The following is a 25,522-nucleotide window of genomic DNA, read 5'->3' on the forward strand; positions in this document are numbered from 1 at the left end:
GAGGAAAAAATGAATGCTTTGGTGTTAACCTTGGTGTGTTTTTTTATATTGATAACTGCATATTTCACGTACGGGTCATGGTTAGAAAAATTTTTTGGCATTGATAGTACGGTTTTGACTCCTGCCTATACAAAAGAAGATGGGAGAGATTATGTTCCATCCAATCGTTGGGTCATTTTAGGTCATCATTTTGCATCTATTGCAGGAGCTAGTACTTTAATTGGACCAATACAAGCCAGTGTATTTGGCTGGTTGCCCGTAGTTATATGGATTGTTTTAGGCGGCATCTTTTTAGGCGGGGTATTAGACTATGGAGCGCTAGTTGCCTCAGTAAAGCACCAAGGAAAGACTTTAGGAGGATTTATTGAAGTCTATGGAGGAAAGCGAGGGAAGATATTATTTAATCTCTTTGCTTGGTTTACTATGCTTTTGGTAACTGCTTCTTTTATTGATATTGTGTCACAAACTTTTCAAGATACGCCATCTGCTGGGACTACTTCCATTTTGTTTATTATTATTTCTGTTTTATTTGGAGCCTTTACTTATAAAAAGAAAATCAATCTATTCCTTGCGAGTATTGTGGGAATCTTTGGGATTGGGATCAGTGTATATTTAGGGGGAAAATTCCCCCTTTTCTTAACGGAAACTCAATGGGTTTTGTTTTTAGGAATTTATGCATTTATTGCGGCCGTTTTACCGGTATGGCTTCTTTTGCAACCAAGAGATTATTTGAATTCTTATTTGCTCTATAGTTTAGTGATTCTTTCGATTCTTGGACTTATATTTTTGGCGCCAAATATTCAATTGAAAGCTTACGAAGGATTTTCGGTTCCTATAAATGAACAAAAATGGACTTTATTTCCCATGGTCTTTGCTACTGTAACCAGTGGGGCCATATCGGGGTACCATATTTTAGTAGCCTCAGGGATATCGTCGAAACAAGTTCGAAGTGAAGAAGATGCAAAAATAATTGGATATGGGGGCATGTTATTGGAATCTCTTTTGGCCATTATTGCTGTGGTGTCTGTATTATCTTTGACAGGAGATCATTTGCTTAATTCTTTAAGTGCAGAAGGTCCGATTGCTGTTTTCTCTCAAGGAATTGGTCCAATTATTGCAACCTTAGGAATTGATCCCAAAACATCTGTAGGAGTTATTTCCTTAATTGTATCCGCCTTTGCCTTAACTTCCCTGGATACAGGATCTCGATTGGGCAGATATTTACTACAAGAACTTGTGGATACAGAGAAGAAAGAGAAAAAAATCCTTGTCACATATTGTACTACCTTGGTGACAATTTCTTTGGGATGTATATTTTCCTTTCTAGGTTATGAAAGATTGTGGATTTTAATGGGGATTACCAACCAGTTCTTAGCCATTTTAGGATTTTTGTGTCTGGCAGTATGGATGAAAAAGACTAGAAGAAATTATATTTTATTTCTCATTCCCATGATTGTCTTGTATATAATTACCATTGCAACTTTAGGGATTCAATGGTATCACATGTGGGTTGTTATGGATTTATTGTCCCTGGTATTGCTCACAATTTTGTTCTTTTTAAGCCTATTTATGGCATATATTGGCAATAATGTGATTCGAAGAGGGAAAGATTATTATTAAAAAAAGTCCAGAGAAGACTCTGGACTTTTTCTTTTTATAAAATTGTGTTGGTTATAAAGATGATAATAACCCAAAGTAATTTTACAATTAAATCAATCACAATAAAGGAAATAGAGAACCATCCAATGTATTCGATGGATTCAAAATGAGATAATCTTTTTCGAACAGAAACAAAAGACATGATTATTGCAACGAGATAAAGAATAACACTTGCGATAATATGTGGCGTTACCGCTCCCAATAAATTTCTGCCCATTACAAAGTGGGAAGGGAATGGGAAAAATAATATCAATAATAAAACTTGTGCAATAACCCATTGAAGCAAGCTATTTGAAACAATAGTTTGTTTTAAGTTTCTAGAATCGGTAGTATTTCTTACAATGCTATTACTAAATAGGAAAGTAAATATACCAAGTACGATTTTCAAAATAGAATAAAAAATATTTAGGGCAGTAACTCTTTGTTCAATAAAGAAAATGGGGATTACAGCAAAAATAGCTCCTATAATGAATAAGGCAATTAGACCCATTTTTTCTTTTTCAATAACCCAATGCAAGCATTTGAAATATAAACTTTCAATTTTTTCCATAAAAGAACTATGATTTAATTTATGGAAGAAACCAGAAATTTCCTTACCCTTAGAGGAAGTTTCTTTTGTAGACGCTTTTGTAGAAGAGGTAGGAATCTCCGTAGAAATAGATTGTTTTTCTACTTTTTCGTCCTCTTTCTTTGCCGCCACAGAATCTTTTTTGAATTTGCTTTTCTCTTTCTTTGTAACGACAGCATCTTTCTTCTCCTTCGCTTTCTCTTTTGACTTTTGGAAGAAAGAAGAGAAGAAAGGCGCTTTTTCCCCTTGGGTTTCCTTCGAATCTTTTGGAATCTTAGTGTTGGATTGTTGAGGAATCGAATGAGAGTCTATAGTTTCTATTTTGGAAGAATCTTTTTTCTCCAAATTTTCCTTTGGAGTTTCAGATATTTTCTTGGCTGGAACTTCCTCTGGTTTAGAAGGTACCACTTCTTCTTCTGATTTTGTTTTAGACAGAGATTCAGAGGAGGAAGAATTTGTTTTTTCTTTTTCCTCTTTCTCTAAAATTTCATTCACCTTTTTAACCATGCCAGTATAATCGCCCGTTTCCGTTTCTAGGTTTCCAGAAATCATTTCATCATGGGCAGAAACGGTATTGGATAGTTGGATGGTTTCTTCTTTGCTAGGTGTGGATGCTGTTTTGTTTTCCTTGGTATCAACCAATTCCCCAAAAACAGAATATTCATTGTCTTCTTCATCAATAAAATCTTTCCAGATTTGTTTGAAGCCACGTTTTTCTTTTTTGGATTTCGGTTCAATCTTAGAAGGGGTTTCTTCCAGATTGCTCTTTTCTTTTTTCTTTATGGAAAAGAAGGAGCCATTTTTCTGGGATTCGGTTTCTTCATAGGATTCAACTGTCTTTTTTACTTTCGAATCGACTTCTGATAAATAAGTGTTCAAATCTTCCTCTTCACTATTTCCTCCTAAATGGAAAGTTTGAGTATCTTCTTTTTTAGGGGGAGTGAAAGAGGGCGTTTCAGAATCGATTTTACGGGTTTTGTTTTTATAAAGTTTTTCTACTTCGGATTGATCGGCTCCACACATATGACAAAAGTGAGCTGAATCAACGAGTTTTTCACCACATCGGTAACAGTACAATATTTTGCCTCCTTCAAATCTATACTATTCTTATTATAACATAGGGTTTTCAAAGAGTGGGAAGGAATCTAGCATCTAATTATAAAAAAGAGCAAAAAAAAACTCCGGAAAAACCGGAGCATTTTTTGTTAAGATTACTCAGCTGTAGCTTCAGCAGCTTCAGCGTTAGCAGCAGCAGCGTTAGCTTCAGCTTCCATAGCGTTGTTAGCAGCAGCTTCAGCTTCAGTAGCGTTACCTTCAGCGTTAGCTTCTACAGCAGCGTTTTGAGCGTTGTTAGCAGCAGCTTCTGCGTTAGCAGCAGCGTTGTTAGCTTCTTCAGCGTTGCTTTGGCATGCTACCATACCTAACATTAATGTACCAATTGCTAATGCACTTGCAAATTTTTTCATTTTTGTACCTCCTAAGGTTTCAATTCAATTTAGTATGTTGTTAGTATATCGGGCAAATGTGAAAGAAATGTGATTGAATTGTCAAAAAAAAACGATTATTCTATTTCCATAGAAAATATTTGCTATAATAAGGAAGATGGAGGGATATTATGCAAGCTTTGTATAGAAAATATAGACCAAAAATTTTCGATGAAATTCGCGGTCAGAGAGTGATTGTTCAGACATTAAAAAATCAAGTGAAAGAGAAAACGTACGGTCATGCCTATTTGTTTTCAGGAACTAGAGGGACGGGAAAAACCTCAGCGGCAAAAATCTTAGCCCGTGCCATCAACTGTGAGAATCCTGTAGAAGGAAATCCTTGCAATCAATGTCCTACTTGCTTAGGAATTCTAGAGGAAAGAATTCTTGATGTAGTAGAGATGGATGCGGCGAGTAACAACAGTGTAGATGATATTCGTGAATTAAAAGACAATGCTATTTATCCTCCTTCTTTCGCAGAAAAAAAAGTATATATTATAGACGAGGTCCATATGTTGAGCAAAGGTGCTTTTAATGCTTTGTTAAAGATTTTAGAAGAGCCTCCCGCTCATGTGGTATTTATTTTGGCAACGACAGAGCCAGAAAAAATTCCTCCGACAATAACCTCTCGTACACAGAAGTTTCGTTTTCAAAGATTAAAAATGGAAGATATTGTAGCGGATTTGGAAGAAGTGTTAGAGAAGGAAGGGTTGCCTTTCGAAGAATCCGCTTTGCGTTTGATTGCCTCCCATAGTGATGGAGCCATGCGAGATGCCTTGTCGATTTTGGATCAAACAATGGGAGTGAAGCTGGACGCTTTAACGGAGGAAGAGGTAAAAATAACCTTAGGGCTTACGGATATAGAAATTCTTCAGAGAATTTTTGACGCTTTGATCAATCGAGACGGACATTTTTTGTTGGAACTAATAGAAGGAGAATATTTACGAGGTAAAAATTTATCCTTGTTTTTAGAGACGACAATGGGATATTGTCGGGATCTTTTGGTGACAAAGACAACAGGAAAACCTCCCGTTGTATATGGAGAAAAAGAGGGGAAAGTTTTATTGGAGCAAGGGAATGAATTTTCTTCTCACCAGTTGTTTTCTTTTATTCAAATCCTATCTAAATCTTTGGGGAACTTCCGTTATTCGGAGGACAAAAAATTATTGTGTGAAGTTACCTTTCTTACTATGCTTTCTTTGGAAGAAAAGATAGGAGAATCCTATAATGATTCTGAAAAATTTTCTTTTGAAAGCCCAATAAAGGCGAACTCAGGGGAAAAAATGGGATTGATAAAGGAAGAAGAAAAACCTTCAAAGGGGGTTGCTTCTTCTAAAGAAATGGTTTCGGAAACAAGGAAGAAGGATTCTAAGGAGATTTTGAATAAAAATTCCAATGATGATATAATAGAAAAACCTATGAAAAAAGAATCGAATATTGCTAATTACCAAGAGTTTTGGGAACAAATGAAAAATTCGATTCGGGGTATTCGTCCGAATATATTTGCATTGTTACGGGATGCTAGTTTGGATCGAATAGAGAACGGGGTTCTTTATATTGCCTTTGAAGAGGGATATACTTTTCATAAAGAAGCGATTATGAATCCTTCCAATAAGAAAGTTATTTTAGAGGTAGCTCAGGGAATGGACTCTACGATTGAAGAGGTAAAATCTGAGATCTCTCAAAAAAATTCACAGTTGGATCGAGTGTTAGAAGCATTTGGAGCAGAGAATATAGAAATTATTGATTAACATTTAGGAGGATGAAAATGGCAAGAGGCGGATTCCCAGGTATGGGTGGAAAAAACATGAACGGAATGATGAAGCAAATTCAAAAGCTTCAAAAAGATATGGAAACAATGCAAGCGAATTTAGATAGCCAAGAATTTGAAGCATCTAGTGGCGGTGGAGTGGTAAAGGCCACTGTAAATGGGAAAAAAGAAATTGTTTCGATTCAAATTGATCCAGAAGTTGTGGATCCAGAAGATGTGGAAACATTGGAAGATTTATTGATTGCGGCTTTAAGAGAAGCAATGAACATTGCCGAAGAAAAAACACAGAATGAAATGGCGAAGCTTACTGGTGGAATGAATTTACCAGGAATGTTTTAATCTATGAATTTGGATCAAAAACCTTTAGAGGCTCTTATCCATGAATTGTCTCGTTTGCCAGGAGTAGGAGAAAAATCGGCTCAGCGGCTTACCTATTATTTATTGGAGAGAGAAGAAGAAGAAGTGGAAAAGCTGGCTTCTGCTATTTTAACGGCGAAGCGAGAAATCAAAGAATGCCCTGTTTGCTGTTCTTACACGGATCAAACTCCTTGTAGTATTTGTAGCAATTCCCATCGAGATCATTCTACGATTTGTGTGGTTGAATCTCCTAGGGATGTATTGGCTATGGAAAGAACAGGGAAGTATAACGGATTGTATCATGTGCTTCATGGAACCATTATTCCCGATAGAGGGGTTTTACCCAACCAGTTACGTATCAAAGAATTGTTAGAAAGATTAAAGTCCGACGAAATCAAAGAGGTAATATTGGCTACCAATCCTACCAAAAATGGGGATACAACGGCTTTGTATTTAGCGAAAACCTTAGAACCAATCGATGTTCGCGTTACTCGCATTGCCCAAGGAATTCCCTTTGGTGGAGATATTGAATATTACGATGAAATTACTGTGGCAACAGCCTTAGATCATCGTACAGAATTTCGTTCGTATTAAAAAAAGAGCAAGCCGAAAAGGCTTGCTCTTTTTTTATGTTTTATTGAATAAAGTTGTCGAATGGTTGGGAAATATCCATATGTCCCATAAAAGTTTCAGCAGTATTTCCATCAATTAAGATTTCTACTTTTTTGATTCCATCTACAGACAATAGGGAATTTACAATCGAACTAAGGACCACTTCTTCATCCAATGAAGATCCAGATAAATTTTCAGAAGAGAAGTCAACAGTTGCTACACCATCCTTAAAAGAGGTAGAATTTACGGTTAATTTTTCCAATCCACTAGACTCCACAGATTCTCCTTCTGGTGTTGTTGCAAGTTGATTTATAACTTTTTCAACAATTTCATTTTCATCGGCTGAAATGCTTGTCTCAATTTTCTTAAATTTTTGATCTTCTTTTCCATCTACTATGTAATCCGTAGTAGGATACGTTAAAGAAACGCTATAATCTTTTGCTTCCTCTGTTTCAGAAGTTGCGTTATTGGTTTCTTTTGCTTCGTTATTTGTTGTATTGTTTTCTTTTTCTAAGGTATTGCCGTTTTCTACTTCTACAATTTTTGCAGATTCATTTAAGGTGTTCTCTGTAGCCATATTTCCGTTTTCTTCAGGAGTGGCATTACAAGCAACCAATGTAAGAGATAAACCTGCAATCATAAAAATACTTTTTCTTTTCATATAATTTCACCTTCCTTTCTTCTATAGTAACAGAAGATCGGGGTTATACAATGAAAACTATGTGAAATTGATTGAATGTTCTCGAACTAGTGTATAATTATCTTAGATAGAATAGGAGGAAAAAATTGAAGAAAAAATGGAACAAACCGATGCTGTTGTATTACGGAATTGCAATTGTGTTGGTATTTTTAATATCCTTTGTAGTAATGCCACAATTTACGGACAAAAAATCTGAGATTACGACGGTTGAATACAATCAATTTTTGACCATGGTAGAAAATAAAGAAGTTTCAAAAGCCCATTTAAGGGAAAAAGCGATTTATTTCGATGTAAAAGAAGGAGAAACGGTCAAAAAATACGAAACGGCTCGTTTTCCTGACGAAGGGTTGGTAGATCGCCTTTACACCAATGGAGTGGATTTCGACCGAGTCTATCCCAATGAATTAAATCCTTTATTGCAAAGTTTGACAAGCTTTGCCTTTATGGTTATCCTTATGGTAGTTGTAGGACAAATTTTCTTACGCTCTATGACAAAGAGCATGGGAAAAGGCGGAGTTGGACCTATGAGCTTTGGAAAGAGCAATGCAAAAATCTATGACCAAAGCGTGGAAGGAATTACTTTTAAGAATGTTGCAGGACAAGATGAGGCGAAGGAAGCTTTAACAGAAATTGTAGACTTTTTACATGATCCAGAGAAATATGCAAGTATTGGAGCGAAATTGCCCAAAGGGGCCCTTTTAGTAGGACCTCCGGGAACAGGAAAAACTCTTTTGGCAAAAGCCGTTGCTGGAGAGGCGAAAGTACCTTTTTTCTCGATTTCTGGTTCCGAATTTGTAGAAATGTTTGTTGGACTAGGTGCTGCAAAAGTTCGTGATTTGTTTGAACAAGCAAAGCAGAAAGCTCCTTGTATTGTTTTCATTGACGAGATTGATACCATTGGGAAGAAAAGAGATGGGGCTGGATTGTCAGGAAATGACGAAAGGGAACAAACATTAAATCAACTTTTGGCAGAAATGGATGGATTTGAAGGACAAAGTGGCGTCGTTATCTTAGCGGCTACCAATCGTCCAGAATCTTTAGACCCTGCTTTATTGCGTCCGGGACGTTTTGACCGAAGAATTCCTGTAGAGCTTCCAGATCTAAATGGACGAGAAGCGATTTTACGTGTTCATGCAAAAGAAGTGAAGACAGAAGAGGACATCAATTACAATGCAGTAGCTCGTGCTACAGCAGGGGGAAGTGGAGCGGATTTAGCCAATATGGTAAATGAAGCAGCCCTTCGAGCCGTGCGCCAAGGAAGAGAGCGAATGAGCGAAGAAGATTTAATGGAGAGCGTGGAAGTTGTTATTGCTGGATATGAGCGTAAAAATATGGTTATCAGTCAAAGAGAAAAAGAAATGATTGCTTACCATGAAGTAGGACATGCTTTGGTTGCAGCGAAACAAATGGATTCGGCTCCGGTTCATAAAATTACAATCATTCCTCGTACAAGTGGAGCATTGGGTTATACAATGCAAATCGACGAAGAAGAAAAATTCCTTATGAGCAAGGAAGAAGCTTTCAATAAAATTGTTACTTTTACCGGCGGTCGTGCTGCAGAAGAATTGATTTTCAACACAAGAACAACTGGGGCTTCTAATGATATTGAACAGGCTACAAAAATTGCCCGTGCCATGATTACGAGATACGGGATGAGCGATGAATTTGGTTTTGTTGCCATGGAAAATGTAACCAATAAATATTTAGGAGGAGACACCTCTTTGATGGTTTCAGACCAGAGAGCTTTCGAGATTGATCAAGCCATTGCAAAAATGTTAGAAAAAGCCCAAGGAGAAAGTCATCGAATTCTACGAGAAAATATTGATGCTCTTCATGCCATTTCAAACTATTTATTGAAGAAAGAGACTATAACCGGAGAAGAATTTATGGAAATTCTTCGAAAACAAGAAGAACCTCAAATAGAAGAAAAAACAGAAGAACCATTGGATGAAATGGAATAAAAAAGTGCCCATAGGAATATGGGTATTTTTTTTGGAAATATTTCTCAAGGTCTTGTCAGAAATCCTAGATTTCGATATCCTTTCTATAGGAGATAAAAAGAGAAAGAAGGATTTTTATGAAATTTGGAGAAAAAATCAAGGCGTTACGTATAGAAAAGGGATGGATTCAGCAAGAATTGGCAGATTCTGTGGGTTTGAGTGTTAGGACCATTAAAAATTATGAATTGGGAGATAGTTATCCTAAAAAAAGGGAAGTATATCGGAAATTTGCAGAGATTTTTTCTGTAGATTTGAATTATCTATTAACAGAAGATGAGGGATTGGTTCCTAGATCAAAATTTGACGAAGGGTATGAAGAATATCTTCAAATGAAACAAATTTTAGATAATGCAAAAGAAATTTTTTCTTCGAAACTGGTAAATGAAGAACAAAAAGATAGCCTTATGAAAGGGATATTGGACGCCTATTGGGAAAGCAAATCCTACAAACGGAGTAAAAAATAATGGATAGAATAAAAAATGGAGTCTTTGATTATAGTCATGCGATTATCTCAGCTCTTGTCTTTGGATTCATGCCATTTTTCTCAATTTCTTTGTATAAATACAATATCAATCCGATTTCCCTCGTTTTTTATCGATTTATTTTGAGTTTGCCGACTCTATGGATTCTATCTCGCCGGGAAAGTTCTAACGCCTGGGAAAAAGGAGATAAGCCAAAAATTATTTTATTGTCATTGTTTTTTGGGGCTACTTCTTTGCTGTTATTCAGTTCCTATTCCCATATTTCTTCAGGAGCCGCTACAGCATTGCATTTTAGCTATCCTGCTGTAATTGCTATTTTAGGGTTTCTTCTCTACAAAAATCGATTAACGAAAGTAGAAGGAATTAGCGTTCTGCTTTGTACCGTGGGGGTTTTTCTTATTAACGATTTGGATTCCAATTTAAGTGGGTTCGGGGTGTTTTTGGCATTTCTCTCCGGTGTAACCTACGCTTTTTATTCTATATTTCTTGGGAAATTTACCTTCTATGGACTGAATCACTATTTTATTTTAAGTGTTGTAAATTTTGTAGCGGCCATTCTGATTCTTTTCTCTTCCTTTTTCTTAGAGCCCATTCTATGGGAATTTCCCCTTCCTGTTTGGATAGGATTGTTCTTATTCTCCAATGTATTGACTGTAATTGCTACTGGATTTTATCAACTTTCTGTAAAGAAAATAGGAGCAGAAAAAACTTCTATTTTAAGTACATTTGAGCCTTTAGTGGGAGTTTTAGTAGGGCTTTTGGTGTTAAATGAAATTTTATCTGTAAAAAGTATTTTAGGGATTGTGCTCATTTTAGTCAGCAGTTTTATCATTGTATTTTTCTCTCAAAATCGATAGAATGTGAATAGACAAAAGATAAGAAAAGGTGTATAATTGTTCTTGTTGAAAAATTTATGCACCTCTAGCTCAGTTGGTAGAGCAACTGACTCTTAATCAGTGGGCCCAGAGTTCGAGTCTCTGGAGGTGCACCAAAAAGAACTTCAAGAAGCTTTTGCTTTTTGAAGTTCTTTTTTTATTCTTTTATGTAAATAAGAAAACGAAATAAGGTAAAATTTATTTTTGATTTTTCCTTTATGCTATAATGTAAAATATATCTTAAGAAAATGAGGAAGTGAAATGAAAGAAAGACAAAAAGAATTAAAAGATAGACTACTCGTTTTGCAAGGAGCGTTAATTTTACCCATTCTTTTGTATCAAAGTTTTTCCAATATTCTTACTGGCGGCATATTGCTATTTACTTTCTGGATAACCCTTATAGGATATGAAATGGTGGGAGAATATTTTCAATCCAAAACATATCCAGGGCCATTTCTAGTAGAGCAATGGAAACGATGGGTTCGTCCTGTCTTGCCCGTATTATGCATTTCTGCACTATTCCAAGGAATCTTTTTTTGGGATACTTTTCCTCTGTTTCGAGGAGAAGGACTCTCTGGATTTTTTATGGTTCAAAACGGGTTCCAAGTTTTTGGTGGCCTTAGCTATTTGAAACAAAATGTAACCACTTTGGTTTCGCATTTATGGTTTCCTTCTTTGGTATTTCAATTGCTTATTTTATGGTCTTTGTTTTTATTCGGGAAAAAAACAAAACAAAAACAAATCAACGTCCTTTTTTTCCAACTGGTAATCATGGTATTATCGGTGATTATATTGATGATTTCTTACTTTTTTGTAGGAGAAAAAATGTCACTATTTATGCGCGTTGACACACAAATATTTGCCTTTTCTTGGGGCGTTATTTTAGGCGCTTATGGATATTTACAAAGAAATAAAGAATTCGGAAATGTATTGGATATGATTGCCGGTACTTTGATTGCGTTATTTTTGTTTACTTTGTTCATATTAAATGGAAATCATTCGGTTCATTTTTTCTTGTCTATATTGGTAATTTTCTTAAATGGAATTTTATTGTTTAGCATTGTAAAAGAAAAAAATCTGATTGCGAATGTTATTACCATGGAATGGGTAATGTCTTTGGGGAAAAGAGCTTATCTTTTGTTTTTATGGAGTTATCCTGTCAAAATACTTGTGGAAAAAATTCCTTTTCTTGCATCTGTATCAAATATAGTTGGGGTAATTTTATCTCTCCTTCTTACTTTTTTTGTGGTAGAGGTTATATATCGGTTGAGCATTCGTTCAAAGGGCAGAATCTATTTGGTTTTGGCTATCCTTTTTATAGGAATGCAAGGATATAGTTTTGCTACACAAAAACCTATGGCAAGGGGAAAAGAAACAGCACCTATAAAACAATCCAACACTTCTGAGAAGAAAGAAGAAGAACAAGAAGATTTAATCGAAGAAATCGAACCTTATCAGATTCCAAAGGAAATCGAAGCCTCTGTTGAACAAATCAATGCGAGACAACCCAATTACCGATTAAATCTGTTGGACATGGAAAATTTGAGTAAACAAGTGGGCGTATTTATTGGAGACGATTCTTTGGTTCAAAATGAAGCGGAATACAAATACTACATGCCAAAGATGATTTATAACGGGAAAAATGGCCGACAATTTTATGAAATTGTGGACTTAGTAAAAAATACTGCAGATAACATGGCGGAGGACAATACGCCTATAGTATTGCATTTAGGAGAAAATTCAGATTTTGATATTTCTACTTTACAAGAAATAGTAAAAGTGGCCGACGGGCAGAGAATTCTTTTGGTAAATATTGTTTCTGACAATCCTTGGGTAGATTCTTTCAATCAAAAATTAGAAACCGTAGCCAATCAAAATCAAAATGTATTTTTGGTAGACTGGTATTCTTTGGCAAACTCCCAAGGGGATTTATTTGATTCAGAAACAGGAGAAACCAAGGAGTCAGGGAAGCGGATGAAAGCACAGATGATCGGAAAAATGATTCTGGCATCCAGTATAGAACCAAAAGAAGAAACGGGGAAAAAGATAAAGGAGTGAGAAAATGAAGCTATCTATGGAAAAAAAATCCGTATGGGAGATTATTGACGAAAAAGAAAGGGAACATTTATTTTCCTACAATGAAGAATACAAAGAATTTCTCGACAAAGGAAAGACGGAAAGAGAAGTTGTAGAATATATTATTGCCAAAGGGAAAGAAGAGGGATATATTTCCTTAGAAGAGGCCATAGAAAAGAAAATTCAAAAGGGAGATAAGATTTATCTAAACAATCGAAACAAATCCTGCGCTTTATTTGTTATTGGAGAAGATTTAGAGCAAGGAATGCGAATTGTAGCCTCTCATATTGATTCGCCTCGTTTGGATTTGAAGGTTCGTCCTCTTTATGAAGATTCTGAAATGGCCTTGTTAAAAACCCATTATTATGGAGGCATTCGCAAATACCAATGGCCAACCATTCCTTTGGCTTTACATGGTATTGCCTACGATAAAGAAGGGAACCAAGTAAAAATTGTTATAGGAGAAGAAGAAGGAGACCCCATTTTCTTCATTAATGATTTGCTTCCTCATTTAGGAGCGGATCAAAGCAAAAAAACTTTGGCAGAAGGAATTACGGGAGAAATGTTAAATGTGGTAATTGGCCACTCTCCCAAAAAAGGAGAAGAAAAGCATTCCATTAAGGAAAAAGTATTGGAATTATTAAACGAAAAGTACAATTTAGTAGAAGAAGACTTTCAAGTGGCAGAGCTTTCCATTGTACCGGCCTTTAAGGCGAAGGATGTAGGGTTAGATCGTTCCATGGTGGCTGCTTATGGACAAGATGACCGAGTGTGCTCTTTTGCAAACTTAAAAGCAATTTTAGAGGTAGATGCACCAAAAGAAACAGCAGTGGCTATTTTTGCGGATAAAGAAGAGATTGGCTCTGTAGGAAATACTTCCATGTCAGCAAAATTCTTTGAAAATGCTGTGGCAGAAATTGTAAATGCTATGGGGGATTATTCTGAATTGAAAGTACGTCGTGCTTTGGCAAATTCTAAGGTGATTTCAGCGGATGTAACATCGGCTATGGATCCAAGCTTCAAAGAAGTAATGGATGAAAAGAATTCTGCTTTTGTAGGCCATGGAATTACCTTAATTAAATATACAGGATCCAGAGGAAAATCTATGACCAATGATGCCAATGCAGAATTTTTAGTAGAGGTTCGAGAAAGACTCAACAAAGAAAAAGTTGTTTGGCAAACAGGAACCATGGGAAAAGTTGACCAAGGCGGCGGCGGAACCGTAGCCTATATTTTGGCAGAGTATGGGGCTGAGGTAGTGGATATGGGAACAGCTATGTTGTCCATGCATGCTCCTTATGAATTGGTATCTAAAGCCGATTCCTATATGACATACAAAGGATATTTGGCTTTTATAAAATAAGAAAAACACAGCTTAGGCTGTGTTTTTTTTTAGAAATGTATTTTAGAGATTTTTGGAAAAACTTTAAGTAAGAGAGAAAAGAATAAAAAATTCAGATCTACATCTATAAGTTTCTCTTAGATAGATAAAGCCTTTTCATTTTTATAAATTGGTTTGTGAAAATAGTAATAAAAAACCTGAAGTCTGTATTTTACAAACTTCAGGTTTCTTCATGGTGCCGAAGGCGGGACTTGAACCCGCACGGTGTTGCCACCGCTGGATTTTGAGTCCAGTACGTCTGCCAATTCCATCACTTCGGCGAATCACTACTAAGATACATATTGAAAGTTAATTACCTTGAACTTGTACCCTTAATTGATGATAATTTTACCATCATTCAATATCTTAATCAATACTTTTATGTAAAAACATATAGACGTCAACAGAAAATGTATAAGGGTAGTTTACTAATACATGATTCAATTTTCTCCTTCTTATTTAACGGTTTACCCTTCACAAAAAATATAGACTAATATTTATATTCTGTATTCCCTAAATGGGGTCACGAAACGTGACCCCATATTTCTTTATAGAATTAAACTATATAAATTAATTAAGAGGATTCGAACCCTTGACTTTTGGTCCGTAGCCAAACAATTTATTTATTCTAATTATTCTAAATAAAAAGGGGAATAGAACAAAACTATTCCCCGTATTTTATAATATTTATTTTAATCTTATTTATCTTTTATTTATTTTGTGTTTTTTTTCTGTCACGATTTCTCTATATATATAAAGAATTTCAACAAAAAATAAACACAAAGTATTGTTTTAATTTAATTACTTAATTTTAACTAAGGTATATATCTTATTAAATTTCTTTGGATTTTCAAGGTTTCTTAGTTGTTTATCATTAAAGTTATATCCTAATTTATTAAATATTTCATTTACTTTTTTTATTTGTTTATAAGGGAAATTTATATCTTCTAATAAATTATTAAATTGTTCTTTAGATAATTCTAGGTTTATAAAGTCATCAATAGATTCTTCTATAAATTCTATAGCGTTATCAATAGCCTGTGTTTGTTTTTCTTTTTTCTTTTTTGCTCTTTTATTATTTTGTTGAATCCTATTCTTTTCTCTTGATATTCTGCTACTGATATCTCTTTTGTATTTGTTATATCTTTCTAATTCCATTGTATTTATATTTTCCATTGGTAAACCTAAATAGTAGGAAAGCATACTAACATATTCTGTAGGGATATTATATTTTCCTTGACCTCTTAAATCATTTAATGACTTTATTTTATGTTCTAATTGTGCTTTTAGAAATGGATTGGTTGGAGGTAAAATTGAGTTATTATTTTTGTTTTCTCTATTTTTTGCCTCTTGTACTTTTCTTGTGATTTCGTTTGGTGTTGGTTGCATGATAGTAATATTTAATTTATTGTTATATCCTTTCATTTTGGTTCTAACTCTACCTATCATTTGAACCACTGTGTCATATTCTGCATAATCTATAACTATTCTTTTTACTTTGCTGTCGTTAATATTAAATCCATTATCTAAAACTTTTGTAGCAACTAAAACATTTGAATCAAAATAATTGTTCTCTAATAGGTTGTTTCTTTGTTTCATATCAACATAATCTTTCCAACTAATAGGTTGTTGTATTTGTTTTCCGTTATCGTCATAACCTTTATTATCATATAGGGAACATATAAAAGAACCACCATTGATTGTATTGTCTGTTGTCTGTCCTTTTGCTAAATAAGTCATAAGGACGGCAAACATTTTATCACTAGCAAAATATAAGAACTTATTTTCTTGATTGCTATCTTTGATTTCTTTCGTTAAATACTTTTCTTGTTCGTATTCTAATAACTTTTGATTGTATAAATTTGTGTCTTTGATATATCTTCTAATATCATGTTTCTTTTTATCTTGAATACTTTTATTTATTTTAGGAATGAATTGAATCTGATAATGTTCTTTGTTATGTTCTTTGACGTCAACAATATTATTTTCCATAGGTCGTAATATTTTTAATTTTGTATTTATATTATATTTTTCTAATTCCGTTTTGTGCATTTCGTTAAAGTATTCCAAACCTTTTAAGAATGTGTCTGGTGTTGCTGTTAAATATATCTTTGTCGCTTTAGGTGTATTCTTTAATAAGTAGTCATATTCAATTATCGTCCTGTCGTTAAATTCACTATCAGAAGTGAAGTAATGACATTCATCTAATATAAGATATCTTGTGTTGCTGATTTTTGTTTTTAGGAATTGTTTACATGAATGAATAATCTCTTTCATTTCCTCAACATTGATATTATTTAATTCTTCATTTTCATCTATATTGGATTCCTTTAATTCACTTTTTATTTTTTCTCCTTCTAATATTGTATTGATTGCATTTCCTATAGCCTGATAACAATAGGTATAGTTTTTATATAAACCTCTTACAATATCCTCGGGTGTTGTTTCTATTGCTGTTTGTTCTTTTAGTAACGCACGATTAGAAAGGAATACCGTTTGTTCTCCTATTGCATGAGGTAATAAATGATTTGTCATTAAATTTGTTTTCCCCGAACCTGTAGGGGCAACAATAAGAATATGTTTATATCCTTCTTTTTCTGCTTGAATAATATCTTGTAATACCTTTTCGCCGTTCATGTAAACGGGGTTATAATTTTCATTATTCGAACTCATGTTCATATCCTAATTCCTTTCTAATACCTATATGATTCTATAGTGACATCAACAAAAACCTCTTAGAATCGATTCTGACGTCTTATATATACATTGTATTACATTCTTTCTTTGTATTCATTCATAATTTTATAGAATGTTCCTCTTTTTAATTCTACTAATTTCATAAAGTCGGTTGCTGTTATTTCTTTGTTTTGCCATCTTGGATAATATTCATGAATGAGGTTTTGTTGTTTCTCGGTTAAGGATTCAAAATTCATTTTAGGACGTCCTAAATGTTTTCCGTTTGCTTTTGCTATCTCAATTCCTTCTCGTTGTCTTTGTCTTATCTTTAATCGTTCCTCTTCTGAAATCGCCCCTAATACTTCTATTAGAATGTTGTTTATCATTTCCAATATCCATTGAGGGGATTGTTCTCCTGTAAATTCTATTAAGGTAGTAGGAATGTTTAATATCTTCACTCTAATTTCTTGTTCTTTGAAATATTCTAATTCTTTTTTGATTTCTGTTTTGTTTCTTCCTAATCTATCCAACTCTTTAATAATTAAAGTATCTCCCTTTCTTAATAAAGAATTACGAAGAACAGAATAATTTTCCCTGTTAAAGTCTTTTCCGCTTGCTTTATCAATAATTATATTTCTTTCCTCTAATTCAATTTGATTCTGTTTACAATATTCCTTGATTGCTTCTACTTGTCTATCTGTGTTTTGTTCCTTGCTTGATACTCTTACATAAGCGTATGTATAATTGTTATTCATTCTGATTCCCCCTTGTTAAGATAGCAATAGTATAACATAAATGTTCGTAAAGGTATATAAATATTTACAGATATTTGTAAAAACTTTTATTAAACTTTATGAATACTTTTTGTCAACTTTTTAATTGTAATTTTATTTTATTTTTTATTAAAAAAATAAGCGGATTTTACCGCTTATCATCTAGTTCTCTGTATTTTTAATTTTTAATTGCATTGTTTTTAACTTATTGTGTCTATCTCCATTTTCATTTATCTCTGTGAGTATTTTTACCCCATATATTTTACCTTTTGCAAAATGAGAATCACGATACATTCCATAATCATAATGAGGCAAATGATGAGTTCCATAAATGATAAATTCTTCATTTTGTGTCATAGATATCTCATTGAAATTAGATTCTTGAGGAAATTCAAAATCTATTATTCCTGTAATATCTTTATTAAGAAGAAGTTCAGTTGTTTTTCTAGGCACTATATCGTCTGTTCTAACAGAGTATTCCTGTTTTTTATTGTTCTTTAATGTAAATATATAAGACAAAACATCATAATCACTTTCATTCTCAAGCTCCATAGTACCTAAAGTACCTTCAACTAAAGAAGGGGGTTTTAATCCATTCTTATAGGCATCTTGCAAAGCAATTAATGCCCAACCATTAAAATTATCTTCTTTGCCATCTTTATTGTAATCTCCCTCTATGACCATTTTTTTCATACCAACTGATTTAATTACATCTTCATCAAGCCATTCACTTTCACTTATAATTTCCACATCATCTCTTTTTATAAAATCTGATTCAAATCCTGTTTCTTCATTATTACATGACGTCATCAACAACAAACTAAATAAGGATAATACGATTCCTATCTTTTTCATTTTCTTTTTTCCTTTCTTAATTTATTTAATGTTTAATATTTTCACTTATTGTAACATAAAACGTTTTCTTTATCTAGCTTAGTATGGTTTGTATAATACTTTCTGTTTTTTTAGTTGTGATTTTCTATATATATATAAAGAATTTCAAAAATTTCCGACACTATATTTTTATTAGTGTGTATATATTTATAGGATAATGGATAGAAAAGAATAAATAAATAGGGTATAGGTAGGAATTATCAAGGAATGATTGTGTTCTGTTATAATATTATAGAAAAGAAAGGATTTTTAATAAATAAATAGGATAAATATATGGAATAGCATTATGACGTCATATAATCAATTCTAAGGAATTTTTGTATATAAGTAATGGAATTAATCGAATAAATAATAAAAACGTCTTAGAATGGATTCTGAGGCTTGGTTTTATGATAAAAGAGTTAAGAAAACATAATTATTTGTTTAAGTCTGTTTTATTTCATCATTTCTGTTTCTTACTTTGGGAATCCATTCAATTGACATCATAATATAAGAGGGGGTAACAAAACGTTACTCCCTTTAGTTGTTTTAATTGTATAGAGAAATAAAAAAAGAGGGAATTGTTTCCCTCTTTTAATTTATTCTTAATTCATTATTCATTCTCTAATGTTCTTGCTATATTTCTATAAATCCATGTTTTCATAATATACTACCTTTTTATCTTCCTGTCTAATATCTGCGTCAACTTCTTCTAGAATTTCATGAATGATATTTTTTACTTTTAGATATTTCAATTCTGAATAGGGGGAACAACTAAACAAAATAAACTCATCTATTTTGTTTTCTAATTCTACTAATCTTTCGGCGGTTAACAACATATCATCATAAATCATTTGTTTTTCATCTTCAAACTCATACCCATAATTATTTATATATTTTAATTCTTCCATTTTTGAAATCTCCTTATTCACTTAAATAGTTTTCTTACTCTAGTATTACGTTGTACTATGTTTCCTAAAGGGGAACATTTACAATGTTCTATTCCTATTGCTGTCTGATTGATTCCTACATATTTCTTAGTCATTTCTATATCTTCATGACCCATTAAATACTGTAAATATAAAAGGTTGCCGTTGTTCTCTAAGTATCTTGTAGCAAAAAAGTGACGTAACATATAAGGTGTTACTTTCTTTCCTGTGATTTCATCAGAATACTTTTTTAATCTTCTTTGAAAGGTTGTTGTTGTGGATTGTGTTCCTGTTTCTGTTAAGAATACAAACTTAGATTCATAACAACATTCTTTATAGATTTTTTTTAGTTTCTTTAGGTTCTCTAAGACAATAGGGGATAAGGGTAACACTCTTCCTTTTTTGCATTTCCCTATCTCGGGTGTAATGGTTAATGTTCCCTTGACATCATCAATTAAATTCCAATAAATTCTACTGCTTTCTGCTGGTCTTATGCCTGTATCAACGGTTAATAGGATATAACAATAATCTCTAAAGCCTGTAAAAGATTTTAGGTCTATTATTTCTAATATCTCTTTTATAGATTCTTCTTCTGCTGGTCTTGGTTGTGCTAAATCTTTTTTCTTTGGTATCTTCAAGGAATGAATCGGATTGACTTTAATATATCCTTTTTCTTCTAACCAATTAAAGTAACAATTAAAGTTTGAACGATAGGAATTATAACCGCCATTTAATTCTTGAATCTGAATAAAGTAGGTTGCTATCTGATTTTCAAAATCCTTTTGATTGCTATAGTTTAATGGTTCTCCCAATCGTTCTAAGATATTATTAAACATCTTTAGATAGTTAGGTATGGTTGTGTTTGCAACTCCTTGAATTTGTTTGTGTTTGAGAAACTCTCTCTGTTTATCGTCAAACCTATCAACATCAATTCTTTTTTTCATGTACTCTCCTTTCTGTTCTCATATGTTTGCTTTTCCGTACGTTTTGAACTATTAGATTTCTGTAGTTAGTTTCTTACGTCTGCCATAACATATCACTAGAATTTAACATAGTTAAATACGGATAACACAAACATTGCTTGCATTTTTTTCATTAAGAGTACAACAAAAAAAGCCTTGAAAGCAAGTATATAACTAACTTTCAAGACTTTTCTTAGAAATGATTTTCTTCATGGTGCCGAAGGCGGGACTTGAACCCGCACGGTGTTGCCACCGCTGGATTTTGAGTCCAGTACGTCTGCCAATTCCATCACTTCGGCGAATCACTACCTTATTACTATAACACTATATAAAATATTTGTAAAGTATTTTTTTAAGAAATTCCTTCAACAGAATTCTTCTGGAACTGTTACAATAGTAAGTAAGAACATTATAACAGGTAATGATGAAATAGGAAAGTTGAGGAATTGGATGGAAAAGAAAAAATTTCTTGTAATAGATGGTAGTAGTTTGTTTTTTCGTGCTTTTTACGCCTTGCCTTTATTAAAGACGAAACGAGGCGTATACACCAACGCAGTTTATGGTTTTATCTCTATGATGGAAAATGCCATTGATAAAATTGACCCAGACTATCTGACTATATGTTTTGATCAGAAAGGGAGAACTTTTCGTCATGAAATTTACAAGGAGTATAAGGGAACTCGTCAAAAGATGCCCACAGAATTGGATCAACAATGGCCGATTTTAATGGAGATTTTGAAAAAAATGAATATTGTTGTAATGGATTCTCCAGAATATGAAGCAGATGACTTAGCAGGAAGTCTTTCTCGCTTGGCTCAAAAAGAGGGAATTGAGACCTATTTACTTACGGGGGATCGAGATTATTATCAGTTGGTTGAGGATGGAATTTTTGTCTTAATGACCAAAAAGGGCATTACTCAATTGGAAATATACAATGTGGAAAGAATCCAAAAGGAGTACGGCTTGTCTCCCTTGCAATTGATCGACTTAAAGGGCTTAATGGGGGATTCTTCAGATAATATTCCAGGGGTTCCTGGTATCGGCGAAAAGACAGGAATTGCCTTATTGAAAGACTATTCTACTTTGGAAGGCGTGTATGAAAATATCGACTCCATTTCTGGAGCAAAACGCAAGGAAAAATTATTGGAGAATAAGGTACAAGCCTTTATGAGTCGGAAATTGGGGGAAATTATTACCTCCATTCCTTTGGAATATGAAATGCCGGACTTGCTGCGAAAAGAATATGATTTAGACGCTCTTCGAGAGATGTTCAAGGAGTATGAATTCTTTACGCTACTTTCTCGTTTGCCAGAAGAAGAAATTGTAATAGAAGAAGAAAAAGAGGACGAGATTCGTTTTGCCAACATAAAAGAGGCGGTAGAAAAGCTATCTGATGATAAAGTAATTTACATCCATAGTTTATCAGATGGTAAAATTTATGAAGGCTCTTTGCCAAATTATATCTTGTTGTCCAATGGAACCAACCAGGCTTACGTTATAAAAATAAAGGGAAAAGAAGACATTCTCGCCTTAAAACCAATGGTGGAAGAGGAAACCGTTGAAAAGCGTGGGATTGATTTGAAGAACGACCTATTGTATTTATTGCATTTTGAAATGGAGCCAAAAAACTTTTCCCATGATGCTTCCATTGCAGAATATTTATTGGATCCAACAAAATCCAGTTATGATTTGGGCTATTTAGTCAACACCTATAGAAATAAAAATACGGCGAATTTGGAAGATTATTTGGGGTCAGGAAAATCCAAGAAAAAGATTGCTGAGTTGGAAGAATCTGAGATTATCACTTATCTAAATGGAGTGCATAAAAATTTGCCTACGATTGTTTCTTCTCAAAAGGAAAAAATCAAAGAATTAAATATGGAAGCTTTGTTTTACGATATGGAAATGCCTTTGGTTGAGGTGCTTGCTTCTATGGAATTGGAAGGAATGTGCTTAGATGTAGAGACTTTAGATGAAATCGGAAGTTCTCTACAAGAGGAAATTGATCGTTTGACAAAGGAAATTTATGAAATTTCAGGAGAGGAATTCAATCTGAACAGCCCCAAGCAGTTGGGTGTAGTACTTTTTGAAAACATGGGTCTTACACCGATTAAAAAGACGAAAACAGGCTATAGCACTAGCGTAGAAGTTTTGGAAAAATTGCGAGAAGAAAGCCCCATCATCGATATGATCTTGTTATATCGACAATTATCTAAAATCAATTCCACTTACATTGAAGGTTTGAAAAAGGCTGTAAATCCTCTAGATGGGAAGGTGCATTCTATTTTCCAACAAACTGTTGCTGCGACGGGTCGGATTTCAAGTACCGAACCCAATTTGCAAAATATTCCGATAAAAACGGAAGTAGGCCGAAGCATTCGAAAGGCTTTTTCAGCAGGAGAAGGAAAGAAATATGTAGATGCAGATTATTCTCAAATTGAGTTGCGTATTTTGGCCCATATTTCAGATGATGAAGTTATGAAAAAGGCATTTAATGAGGAAGAGGACATTCATAGAACAACGGCATCTCAAGTATTCCATGTAGAGAAAGAGGAGGTATCTTCTCTTATGCGTTCTCGTGCCAAAGCCGTAAATTTTGGGATTGTTTATGGAATCAGTGATTATGGTTTATCCCAAGATTTGAACATTTCTAGAAAAGAAGCCAAAGAATATATCGATAATTATTTAGAAAAATTTGATGGCGTTCATACTTTTATGAAGGAAATTGTGGAAGTAGGAAAAGAACAAGGCTACGTAGAAACTTTGTTCCATCGTAGACGATATATTCCAGAATTGGCAGCCAAGAACTTTAGTATCCGCTCTTTTGGAGAGCGAATCGCCTTGAATATGCCCATTCAAGGCACGGCAGCCGATATGATTAAATTGGCCATGGTGCAAGTTTATAAAAAGTTAAAAGAAGGAAACTATCGTTCCAAATTAATTTTGCAAGTTCACGATGAATTAATTATTGAAACAGAAGAAAATGAACTTGAGGAAGTAAAGAAACTTTTGCAATCTACCATGGAAAATGCCATGACACTAAATGTTCCTGTTTTGGTCGAGCTTTCAACGGGGGATACTTGGTATGAAACAAAATAAAAGATGGGTTGGAATTACGGGAGGAATCGCCTCTGGTAAAAGCCAAGCCACAGAATACATTCGGAAAAAGGGATATACCGTTATTGATGCAGATGTGATTGCACGAGAGGTTGTGGAACCAAATTCTGAAGGGTTACAAAAGATTCGTGAATTCTTTGGAGAAGAGATAATAAAAGAAGGGCGATTGGACCGAGAAAAAATGGGCGCCTTAATTTTCAGAGAAGAAGAAAAAAGGGAAGCATTAAACAAATTGTTGCATCCTCTTATTTTTCAAAAAATGGAAGAAGAAGGGGATTCTGCCCAAGGAAAAATTGTTTTTTTTGACATTCCTCTATTGTTTGAAACGATGAAAAAAACGGGAGAATTTCCTATAAAATTTCATGAAATTTGGTTGATCGATACGGAAGATTCCATTCGAATCAAACGATTAATGGAAAGAGATAAGATCTCTTGTGAATATGCCAAAGAAAAGATGAACTCTCAGATGCCTATGGAGGAAAAGAGAGAACGAAGCGATATTGTAATCAACAATAGCGGAACAATTGAGCTTTTGAAAAAGCAAATAGATGATGCTTTGATGGTTTTGGAGGAAACGGTTTGTGAAGAAATATAGTTTTATAATGGTTTTTCTTTTGGGTTTACTATTAACAGGATGCCAATGGGGTGGAGGAGTAAACGTAGAATCGGTAAACTCCGAAGACGTAAAGGACAACTCTCCTCGGTTGGGAGGCGGAATTACCATTGGCTTACGGAATTTTGATACTTTAAATCCCTTATTAACAAAGAACAACGATTATTTTCAATTTTCAAAATTAATGTACGATCAGCTTTTTACCATGGAAGAAAATGGAGAAACCGTTCCATCCATTGCTGAACACTACCAGGTGAGCAATGATGGATACACTGTGAGTGTAACCATTCGAGACAATGTCTTTTGGGAAGACGGTACAAAATTAACGGCAAAAGATGTAGCCAATACCTTTAACGCTTTGAAATTTTTGCCAGAAGATTCTGCTTACTATAATTTGTTAAGACACGCCGTCACCACAGCCAATGGATTTTCCATAGAAAATTTTGGCAGAGCTATTGTATTTGATGATAGAAATGTAGATTTTCAATTTGATAAGCCTTATGGAAATATATTGCAAATTTTAACCTTTCCCATTCTTCCTAGCCATCTTATGACAATGGATGATATGGTTAGTACAGAAAATTTCAAAGTTCTGGTATCGGGTCCCTTTACTTTAGAAAAATACGAACCAAACAAGGAGATTGTCTTGAAAGGAAATGTAAATTATCATCAAAACGTTCCTTATTTGAATCAAGTCACAGGGAAAATTATGGAGAATCAAGAAAAAATTCGACAAGCCTTTGATGCAGGGCAATTGGATTTAATGATGATGGACGATTATACCTGGGATTCTTATCGTTCCAATTCCAATATTGGTTTGGAAAGTTATGGAAGCAACGATTTAGAGATAATTAGTTTTAATATGCAAGCAGAAATTTTTTCGGGACAACAAGGAAAAGCTCTGAGACAAGCCATTGCAAAAGGAATCAATCGAAGAAGGATAATCGATAGCCTCTATTTATCTCAAGCCCAGGCCGTAGATACAATCATCAATGAAAAAAATAGCTATGGACTTTTGTCTTCAGAAGAGGTATACTATGATTCCGAGAGATCAAGTGAAATACTTCGAGAAGCAGGGTTCAAAGATAGTAACAATGACGGGTGGTTAGAGTTTCCTTCAGGAGAACGCCTCGCCATTCAAATGGTTACGAATACGGAAAATTATCTTCGCCGAACCGAAGCGGAATTTATCATAAGTGATTTGAGAAATATTGGAATTCGCTGTGAATTATCGCCTTCGGTAGAAGAAGAAATAGGAGCATCTGTTATCAATGGAAATTATCAGATGGCTCTTTATGGAGTTCAATTTTCCTCTATCCCTGATTTTGCAGCTCTTTTGCATTCCAATGGAATAGGAGTTATGAATTTAAGCCGTTATGGAAATAGCGAAATGGATGCTTTATTAAATCAATACGCTTTGAAAAATAATTCGGAAAAACAAAAAGAATTACGAAATCAAATGAACGAAATCTTTTTTGATGATGCGCCGTTGGTTCCGTTATTTTATAAGCAACGGGTTCTTATAAAAAGCGAAAAAATTGATGAAGAGCTAAATCCAACGGTTTACAACGTATTCCGAGGTGTTCCAAATATTTCACTGTCCTCGTAATACAA

Annotated in this window: 20 protein-coding genes and 3 tRNA genes; 13 read left to right on the plus strand and 10 right to left on the minus strand. The window is 34.0% G+C overall.

Annotation, left to right across the window (positions count from 1 at the left end; all coding sequences use genetic code 11):
- Positions 1 to 9: 9 nt before the first annotated feature.
- Positions 10 to 1,620: a carbon starvation protein A gene (locus tag LQU94_RS01950; protein ID WP_230634735.1), complete on the plus strand. Its 1,611-nt coding sequence runs from the start codon at positions 10 to 12 to the stop codon at positions 1,618 to 1,620.
- Positions 1,621 to 1,654: 34 nt separating this feature from the next.
- Here the strand turns inward: LQU94_RS01950 and LQU94_RS01955 are convergent, their stop codons facing one another.
- Entirely contained in the window at positions 1,655 to 3,304 is a 1,650-nt protein-coding gene (locus LQU94_RS01955) for a hypothetical protein (protein ID WP_230634737.1), read from the minus strand.
- Between the two features lie 134 nt (positions 3,305 to 3,438).
- On the minus strand, positions 3,439 to 3,693 hold the full coding sequence (locus LQU94_RS01960; protein ID WP_230634739.1) for a hypothetical protein: 255 nt from the start codon (positions 3,691 to 3,693) through the stop codon (positions 3,439 to 3,441).
- Positions 3,694 to 3,842: 149 nt separating this feature from the next.
- Between LQU94_RS01960 and dnaX the strand changes: the two genes are divergently transcribed.
- The 3 genes from dnaX to recR are packed head-to-tail and all read left to right on the plus strand — an operon-like array spanning position 3,843 to position 6,433.
- Complete coding sequence (gene dnaX / locus LQU94_RS01965; RefSeq protein WP_230634740.1) at positions 3,843 to 5,462, plus strand: DNA polymerase III subunit gamma/tau; 1,620 nt, start codon at positions 3,843 to 3,845, stop codon at positions 5,460 to 5,462.
- A gap of 17 nt (positions 5,463 to 5,479) precedes the next feature.
- Entirely contained in the window at positions 5,480 to 5,821 is a 342-nt protein-coding gene (locus LQU94_RS01970; protein ID WP_230634743.1) for a YbaB/EbfC family nucleoid-associated protein, read from the plus strand.
- Positions 5,822 to 5,824: 3 nt separating this feature from the next.
- Positions 5,825 to 6,433 (plus strand): recombination mediator RecR, encoded by a 609-nt coding sequence (recR, locus tag LQU94_RS01975; RefSeq protein ID WP_230634745.1) that lies wholly within the window; start codon positions 5,825 to 5,827, stop codon positions 6,431 to 6,433.
- Positions 6,434 to 6,473: 40 nt separating this feature from the next.
- Here the strand turns inward: recR and LQU94_RS01980 are convergent, their stop codons facing one another.
- A complete protein-coding gene (locus LQU94_RS01980) occupies positions 6,474 to 7,112 on the minus strand; it encodes a GerMN domain-containing protein (RefSeq protein WP_230634751.1) in 639 nt (212 codons plus the stop codon).
- A gap of 149 nt (positions 7,113 to 7,261) precedes the next feature.
- Here LQU94_RS01980 and ftsH point away from each other — a divergent pair, with 149 nt between their 5' ends.
- From ftsH to LQU94_RS02010, 6 genes are all read left to right on the plus strand, one after another.
- Positions 7,262 to 9,112, plus strand: coding sequence for an ATP-dependent zinc metalloprotease FtsH (gene ftsH / locus LQU94_RS01985; RefSeq protein WP_230696351.1), 1,851 nt, complete (start codon positions 7,262 to 7,264; stop codon positions 9,110 to 9,112).
- Between the two features lie 116 nt (positions 9,113 to 9,228).
- A complete protein-coding gene (locus LQU94_RS01990) occupies positions 9,229 to 9,615 on the plus strand; it encodes a helix-turn-helix domain-containing protein (protein WP_230634753.1) in 387 nt (128 codons plus the stop codon).
- Complete coding sequence (locus LQU94_RS01995) at positions 9,615 to 10,490, plus strand: DMT family transporter (protein WP_230634755.1); 876 nt, start codon at positions 9,615 to 9,617, stop codon at positions 10,488 to 10,490. Before LQU94_RS01990 ends, LQU94_RS01995 begins: the two co-directional genes overlap by 1 nt.
- Positions 10,491 to 10,548: 58 nt before the next feature.
- A tRNA-Lys gene (locus LQU94_RS02000) sits at positions 10,549 to 10,624 on the plus strand.
- Positions 10,625 to 10,769: 145 nt separating this feature from the next.
- On the plus strand, positions 10,770 to 12,566 hold the full coding sequence (locus LQU94_RS02005) for an acyltransferase family protein (protein WP_230634757.1): 1,797 nt from the start codon (positions 10,770 to 10,772) through the stop codon (positions 12,564 to 12,566).
- A 4-nt stretch (positions 12,567 to 12,570) separates the two neighbouring features.
- On the plus strand, positions 12,571 to 13,947 hold the full coding sequence (locus LQU94_RS02010; protein ID WP_230634759.1) for an aminopeptidase: 1,377 nt from the start codon (positions 12,571 to 12,573) through the stop codon (positions 13,945 to 13,947).
- Positions 13,948 to 14,159: 212 nt separating this feature from the next.
- Here the strand turns inward: LQU94_RS02010 and LQU94_RS02015 are convergent.
- The 7 genes from LQU94_RS02015 to LQU94_RS02045 all read right to left on the minus strand — a co-directional run bounded on the left by LQU94_RS02015 (position 14,160) and on the right by LQU94_RS02045 (position 20,477).
- Positions 14,160 to 14,246: transfer RNA gene (locus LQU94_RS02015), tRNA-Leu, on the minus strand.
- A gap of 520 nt (positions 14,247 to 14,766) precedes the next feature.
- Positions 14,767 to 16,638, minus strand: a complete 1,872-nt coding sequence (locus tag LQU94_RS02020; protein ID WP_230634761.1) for a DEAD/DEAH box helicase — start codon at positions 16,636 to 16,638, stop codon at positions 14,767 to 14,769.
- 98 nt (positions 16,639 to 16,736) lie between these two features.
- A complete protein-coding gene (locus tag LQU94_RS02025) occupies positions 16,737 to 17,396 on the minus strand; it encodes a recombinase family protein (protein ID WP_230634763.1) in 660 nt (219 codons plus the stop codon).
- A 180-nt stretch (positions 17,397 to 17,576) separates the two neighbouring features.
- Complete coding sequence (locus tag LQU94_RS02030) at positions 17,577 to 18,269, minus strand: hypothetical protein (protein WP_230634765.1); 693 nt, start codon at positions 18,267 to 18,269, stop codon at positions 17,577 to 17,579.
- Between the two features lie 662 nt (positions 18,270 to 18,931).
- The gene (locus tag LQU94_RS02035) at positions 18,932 to 19,198 is read right to left on the minus strand and encodes a hypothetical protein (protein WP_230634767.1); all 267 of its coding nucleotides are present in this window, start codon (positions 19,196 to 19,198) and stop codon (positions 18,932 to 18,934) included.
- A gap of 17 nt (positions 19,199 to 19,215) precedes the next feature.
- Entirely contained in the window at positions 19,216 to 20,160 is a 945-nt protein-coding gene (locus LQU94_RS02040) for a site-specific integrase (RefSeq protein WP_230634769.1), read from the minus strand.
- Between the two features lie 230 nt (positions 20,161 to 20,390).
- A tRNA-Leu gene (locus tag LQU94_RS02045) sits at positions 20,391 to 20,477 on the minus strand.
- A gap of 151 nt (positions 20,478 to 20,628) precedes the next feature.
- Here LQU94_RS02045 and polA point away from each other — a divergent pair.
- Genes polA through LQU94_RS02060 form a run of 3 tightly spaced genes read left to right on the plus strand, consistent with a single transcriptional unit; the run spans position 20,629 to position 25,517 of the window.
- Positions 20,629 to 23,277 (plus strand): DNA polymerase I, encoded by a 2,649-nt coding sequence (gene polA, locus LQU94_RS02050; RefSeq protein ID WP_230634771.1) that lies wholly within the window; start codon positions 20,629 to 20,631, stop codon positions 23,275 to 23,277.
- Entirely contained in the window at positions 23,264 to 23,890 is a 627-nt protein-coding gene (gene coaE / locus LQU94_RS02055; protein ID WP_230634773.1) for a dephospho-CoA kinase, read from the plus strand. The genes polA and coaE overlap by 14 nt, the downstream gene beginning before the upstream one ends.
- Entirely contained in the window at positions 23,877 to 25,517 is a 1,641-nt protein-coding gene (locus LQU94_RS02060) for a peptide ABC transporter substrate-binding protein (RefSeq protein WP_230634775.1), read from the plus strand. The genes coaE and LQU94_RS02060 overlap by 14 nt, the downstream gene beginning before the upstream one ends.
- Positions 25,518 to 25,522 lie beyond the last annotated feature (5 nt).

Origin of the sequence: Peptoniphilus sp. KCTC 25270, assembly GCF_021012875.1 — a bacterium.
Classification (GTDB): domain Bacteria; phylum Bacillota; class Clostridia; order Tissierellales; family Peptoniphilaceae; genus JAJMZJ01.

Excerpts from the sequence above, each read along its gene's own strand:
- LQU94_RS02025 (WP_230634763.1), bottom strand. The coding sequence starts at position 17,396 with ATGAATAACAATTATACATACGCTTATGTAAGAGTATCAAGCAAGGAA.
- LQU94_RS02010 (WP_230634759.1), top strand. The coding sequence starts at position 12,571 with ATGAAGCTATCTATGGAAAAAAAATCCGTATGGGAGATTATTGACGAA.
- LQU94_RS01980 (WP_230634751.1), bottom strand. The coding sequence starts at position 7,112 with ATGAAAAGAAAAAGTATTTTTATGATTGCAGGTTTATCTCTTACATTG.
- LQU94_RS02035 (WP_230634767.1), bottom strand. The coding sequence starts at position 19,198 with ATGGAAGAATTAAAATATATAAATAATTATGGGTATGAGTTTGAAGAT.
- LQU94_RS01995 (WP_230634755.1), top strand. The coding sequence starts at position 9,615 with ATGGATAGAATAAAAAATGGAGTCTTTGATTATAGTCATGCGATTATC.
- LQU94_RS02040 (WP_230634769.1), bottom strand. The coding sequence starts at position 20,160 with ATGAAAAAAAGAATTGATGTTGATAGGTTTGACGATAAACAGAGAGAG.
- LQU94_RS01960 (WP_230634739.1), bottom strand. The coding sequence starts at position 3,693 with ATGAAAAAATTTGCAAGTGCATTAGCAATTGGTACATTAATGTTAGGT.
- recR (WP_230634745.1), top strand. The coding sequence starts at position 5,825 with ATGAATTTGGATCAAAAACCTTTAGAGGCTCTTATCCATGAATTGTCT.
- LQU94_RS02005 (WP_230634757.1), top strand. The coding sequence starts at position 10,770 with ATGAAAGAAAGACAAAAAGAATTAAAAGATAGACTACTCGTTTTGCAA.
- LQU94_RS01970 (WP_230634743.1), top strand. The coding sequence starts at position 5,480 with ATGGCAAGAGGCGGATTCCCAGGTATGGGTGGAAAAAACATGAACGGA.
- coaE (WP_230634773.1), top strand. The coding sequence starts at position 23,264 with ATGAAACAAAATAAAAGATGGGTTGGAATTACGGGAGGAATCGCCTCT.
- ftsH (WP_230696351.1), top strand. The coding sequence starts at position 7,262 with ATGCTGTTGTATTACGGAATTGCAATTGTGTTGGTATTTTTAATATCC.
- LQU94_RS02030 (WP_230634765.1), bottom strand. The coding sequence starts at position 18,269 with ATGAAAAAGATAGGAATCGTATTATCCTTATTTAGTTTGTTGTTGATG.
- LQU94_RS01950 (WP_230634735.1), top strand. The coding sequence starts at position 10 with ATGAATGCTTTGGTGTTAACCTTGGTGTGTTTTTTTATATTGATAACT.
- LQU94_RS01990 (WP_230634753.1), top strand. The coding sequence starts at position 9,229 with ATGAAATTTGGAGAAAAAATCAAGGCGTTACGTATAGAAAAGGGATGG.
- LQU94_RS02020 (WP_230634761.1), bottom strand. The coding sequence starts at position 16,638 with ATGAGTTCGAATAATGAAAATTATAACCCCGTTTACATGAACGGCGAA.
- dnaX (WP_230634740.1), top strand. The coding sequence starts at position 3,843 with ATGCAAGCTTTGTATAGAAAATATAGACCAAAAATTTTCGATGAAATT.
- polA (WP_230634771.1), top strand. The coding sequence starts at position 20,629 with ATGGAAAAGAAAAAATTTCTTGTAATAGATGGTAGTAGTTTGTTTTTT.